4 protein-coding genes are annotated in these 4,153 nt (G+C 66.6%); 3 read left to right on the top strand and 1 reads right to left on the bottom strand.

Features of this window, described 5'->3' with window-relative positions; genetic code table 11:
• Positions 1 to 437: 437 nt before the first annotated feature.
• Complete coding sequence (locus tag NCT05_RS21960; RefSeq protein ID WP_250503162.1) at positions 438 to 1,169, bottom strand: HisA/HisF-related TIM barrel protein; 732 nt, start codon at positions 1,167 to 1,169, stop codon at positions 438 to 440.
• 13 nt (positions 1,170 to 1,182) lie between these two features.
• On the opposite strand from NCT05_RS21960, the gene NCT05_RS21955 reads away from it, so the two are divergent.
• The 3 genes from NCT05_RS21955 to NCT05_RS21945 all read left to right on the top strand — a co-directional run bounded on the left by NCT05_RS21955 (position 1,183) and on the right by NCT05_RS21945 (position 4,006).
• Positions 1,183 to 2,223 (top strand): ATP-grasp domain-containing protein, encoded by a 1,041-nt coding sequence (locus NCT05_RS21955; RefSeq protein ID WP_250503161.1) that lies wholly within the window; start codon positions 1,183 to 1,185, stop codon positions 2,221 to 2,223.
• A complete protein-coding gene (locus NCT05_RS21950; protein ID WP_250503160.1) occupies positions 2,220 to 3,350 on the top strand; it encodes a hydantoinase/oxoprolinase family protein in 1,131 nt (376 codons plus the stop codon). Before NCT05_RS21955 ends, NCT05_RS21950 begins: the two co-directional genes overlap by 4 nt.
• A 68-nt stretch (positions 3,351 to 3,418) precedes the next feature.
• Positions 3,419 to 4,006, top strand: coding sequence for an amino acid kinase family protein (locus tag NCT05_RS21945; protein ID WP_250436157.1), 588 nt, complete (start codon positions 3,419 to 3,421; stop codon positions 4,004 to 4,006).
• Positions 4,007 to 4,153: the final 147 nt, after the last annotated feature.

Genomic DNA, 4,153 nt, shown 5'->3' with positions numbered 1-4,153 from the left:
GACCGTGCGCGATCCAAGCCCGATTAGGTGTTTGAGGGCACTCTTTAGGCGAGTGCCGCCTGTGACGAGAGGACTACCCAAATTGCGTGTGACCGCGGGCCGTGACGAGCTGCTTTCTTTGCTTACTTTCTTTGCAGCAGCAAAGAAAGTGAGTGCCGCCCCGCACAGGGGCAACGCTAATAGACCGACGCGAGACCGGGATCCGGCGACTACTGGAAGGAAAGTGACTACCGCCCGCACAGGGGCAATGCTAATAGACCGACGCGAAACCGGGATCCAGCGAAACCCCCGCCGGGAAAGGCGAAAAAAAACTGCTCCGCATTGCAACACACTGTCACCCATGAATCACCATATGCAACACCTGCTTCCCAAACGATTACACCTGAAACGCGCCCCGAAAGCCGTTGGCATAAAAATTGAGTTCGATCCCAAGGAAGTCAGAAAGAAGCCCCGCGATGCACATCGCCCTGAGATAAGGCGCCATCGTGAATAGCGGAAGCGACGAGCCAGGCAGAAGCGCCGCTGCGCTCGGCGAGCGCGAGATCATCGGCATGGCGGATCCCACCCGCGCCGATCACCTCCCGCGCCCCGGCAAGCGCCCGCACGTCAGCGAACGTGTCGAGATCGGGCCCGCCATACGCGCCCACATGATCGAGCGTCATCACGATCACGCGCGACGGCCACCATCCGCTCTCGCCATGCGTCGCCCCGAGCGCGCGCCCGCCGCGATAGTCGAGCGAAAGTATCGGCTCGAAGCCGCAAGCCGATGCCTCGGCGATCGCGCCGACATCGACGAGCGTTTCGGTGCCGAACACAGGCAGGATCGCGGCAGGCGCCGCTGAACGCGTCAGCCGCAAGACGCGTTCGACGAAAGCGCGCATCGGCAGAAACGCGGTAAAGCCCGCGTCGAGCCAGATGCGCAGGCCGTCGCCGAGGGCATCGCAAATCGCGGCGAGCGCGGCATCGTGCGCGCCGCGCGAAAGGATCGCGCCCAGATCGGCGACGTACAACGTGCGCGCGCCGGTCGCGGCGACGAGCGCGCGGGCGATCGCAACAGGATCGCTCGTCGCGCACAACGAGGACTGGATCGGCCGATAGCGCGAACGCTCGCCGCGCACCGCGCGCACCGCGTGGCCGTCGAGCAGATCGAGAACGGGTATCACCTGCATGGATGGCTTTCCTTTGACCAAGATCTTTGTATTCGAGTATCTCACCGGCGGCGGCATCGATCCGGACGCGGCAGGCGCAGGCAGCCTCGCCGATCTCTCCGCGCTCATCGTCGAAGGCCGCGTGATGCGCGACGCCATCGCCGCCGATCTGCGCGCGCTGCCCGGCATCGACGTGACCGTCGCAAGCTCGCGCTTCGAGCAACTCGACGGCGCCAGCGGCTACGTGCGCGCGCATCCGGGCGAATCGCTCATCCGCTTCGTGGCCCGCGTGGCGCGCGAGCATGACTATGCCTGCATCGTCGCGCCCGAGTGCGACGGACTGCTGCTCAAGCTCTACGACGCCGTCGGCCAGGCGCGCTGGCTCGGCTGCGCGAAGGAAGCGATCCGCGCGGCATCGAGCAAGAGCGCGACGGCCGCGTGTCTCGCCGCGCGCAGCATCGCCGCGACGCGCGCGCTCGAACCGGAAAACGCGGCCGCCGCAATCGGCCGGCGCTGGGTCGTCAAGCCCGACGACGGCGCGGGCGGCCTCGATACCTACGTCTACGACGACCTCGCCGCCGCGCGCGCCGAATACGCCGCGCGTGCGGAAGCGGGCCGCAATCCCGTGCTGCAGCAATGGGTCGACGGCGAGCCGTTGAGCCTTTCGCTGATCTGCCGCGACCGGCTCTCGCGGCTCGTGAGCATCAACCGGCAGCGCATCGGATTGTCGGATGCGGCGGGATCGGAACGGCGCGAGCGCATCGTTCAGTTCGATGGCGTCGATGTCGACCGCATCGACCGGCATGGGCCGCAAGGACGCGCGCTCGAACGGCTCGCACTGCGCGTCGCCGATGCGTTTCCGGGGCTGCGCGGCTTCGTCGGCATCGATGTCGTGTGGCATCCCGAGCGCGGGCCGGTCGTGATCGAGGTGAATCCGCGTCTCACGGTCGCGTATGCGGAACTGAGCCGGCGCGGCGGCAGGAATCTCGCGGCGGAGCTGCTCGCGGCGCATCGCGTGCCCGGCTTCGACGGCGATGCCGGATTGCTGCGCGCGTGCGCCGGAGCGTCGTCATGACGGCACCGACATTGCACGATGCGCCGGTGTTCGGCTGGGACGTGGGCGGCGCGCACGTCAAGGTGTCGATGGCGACGCGCGCGGGCGTGCTCGCCGACGTCGCGCAATGGGCGTGTCCGTTGTGGCAGGGCATGGCGCACCTGGAACGCGCGATCGACGCGATGTTCGAGCGCTGGCCCGCCGCCGCCGATCCGGCCGCGCGCCACGCCGTCACGATGACGGGCGAAATGGTCGATCTCTTCGCCGACCGCGCCGAGGGCGTGCGTGCGTTGACGCGCGCGCTTGCGCAAAGGCTCGGGCCGCGCACGATGTTCTTCGCCGGCGACGCGGGCTGGCTCGCGCGCTCGGCGTGCGCGGAACACTGGCGCAAGGTCGCATCGGCGAACTGGCTCGCGACCGCGCAATGGGTCGCGGCGTGCCTGCCGGATGCGCTGCTCGTCGATATCGGCAGCACGACGACGGACATCATTCCGATCGTCGGCGGACGCGTCGTGGCGCGCGGCACCAGCGACGCCGAACGGCTCGTGAGCGGCGAGCTCGTGTATCAGGGCGTGGTGCGAACGCCGTTGTGCGGGCTCGCGCATCGCATCGCGTTTCGCGGCGAGCACGCCGGCGTGATGAACGAATGGTTCGCGACGACCGCGGATGTCTATCGTCTGACGGGCGAGTTGTGGCCCGAGCACGACCAGCATCCGAGCGCCGACAACGGGCCGAAGACGCAGGCTGCGAGCCGCGTCCGGATTGCGCGGATGATCGGCCGCGACGCCGCCGATGCGAGCGATGCGGAGTGGCGGCGTTTCGCGCAGGGCTGGCGGCGCGAGCAATTGCGCGCGCTGGAGACGAATCTGGCGCGCGTCGTTGCGCAGGATGCGGCGCTGGCGGCGGCGCCGATCGTGGGCGCGGGTTGCGGGCGCTTTCTGGCGGCGGCGCTGGCGCGGCAGGAGGCGCGCAGCTATGTCGACTTCGCGCGTCTCGTGGGTATCGACGGCGACGATGCGACGCGTGCCGAATGGGTATCGACGTGCGCGCCGAGCGTGGCGGTTGCGCTGCTGGCGTCGATGGCGATGAAGGGCGCGGGAGGCAACGAAGCGCATCTGTCGAACGATGCATCGGCGCGCGCTGCGTGATAGCGTGCGAAACATAGCGAAGGATGCGGGTGCGTGGCCCGCCGGCTTGATCGAACGAGGACAGGAATATGTGGGTGGTGAAGATCGGGGGAAGCCTGAGTCACGACCCGGCGCTGCGCGAGTGGTTGACGCGGCTATGGGAAGTGGGCGGCGGGCGCGTCGTGATCGTGCCGGGCGGCGGCGATTTCGCGGACGCGGTGCGGCAGTATCAGCAGGAGTGGCATTTCGACGATCTCGCGGCTCACAACATGTGTCTGCTCGCGATGGCGCAGTACGCGATTCTGATGCAGGGCGTGGTGCCGGAGCTCGTGCTGGCGTCGAACGAGGATAGGATTCGGCGCGCGTTGCGCGATGGGCGTGTGGCGGTTTGGGTTCCGACCGATCTGATGCGCTCGACGCCCGATTCCATGACGAACTGGGAGACCACTTCGGATTCGCTCGCCGCGTGGCTTTCTACTTCGCTTAATGCGGAGCGGTTGATGATCGTGAAGTCTTGCGAGGTCGAGGCGAATGCGCCGCTCGAGGCGCTGGCTTCTAAAGGCATTCTGGATCGGCGGTTTGCGGATTATGTGCGGGATGCAAATTATGTCGTCGAGGTTTTGAGTAAGTCCGATGTGGGGGTTATGCGGGATCGATTGCTCAACGTGGCGGTTTGAATTTTCTTCGCTTTTGGTTTTGCTTTTGCTTTTGGTTTTGCTTTTTGATTTCGCCGGATCCCGTTTTCGTGTCGGTCTATTAGCACTGCCCCTGTGCGGGGCGGCACTCACTTTCTTTGCTGCTGCAAAGAAAGTAAGCAAAGAAAG

The organism is Caballeronia sp. AZ7_KS35 (genome assembly GCF_023631045.1).
Lineage (GTDB): Bacteria > Pseudomonadota > Gammaproteobacteria > Burkholderiales > Burkholderiaceae > Caballeronia > Caballeronia zhejiangensis.
The sequence above is the reverse complement of the archived record's forward strand: the minus strand, read 5'-3'. Positions and strand labels throughout refer to the sequence as shown.

Bases quoted from the DNA above. Each gene is read 5' to 3' on its own strand.
- NCT05_RS21960 (WP_250503162.1), bottom strand. From the start codon at position 1,169: ATGCAGGTGATACCCGTTCTCGATCTGCTCGACGGCCACGCGGTGCGC.
- NCT05_RS21950 (WP_250503160.1), top strand. From the start codon at position 2,220: ATGACGGCACCGACATTGCACGATGCGCCGGTGTTCGGCTGGGACGTG.
- NCT05_RS21945 (WP_250436157.1), top strand. From the start codon at position 3,419: ATGTGGGTGGTGAAGATCGGGGGAAGCCTGAGTCACGACCCGGCGCTG.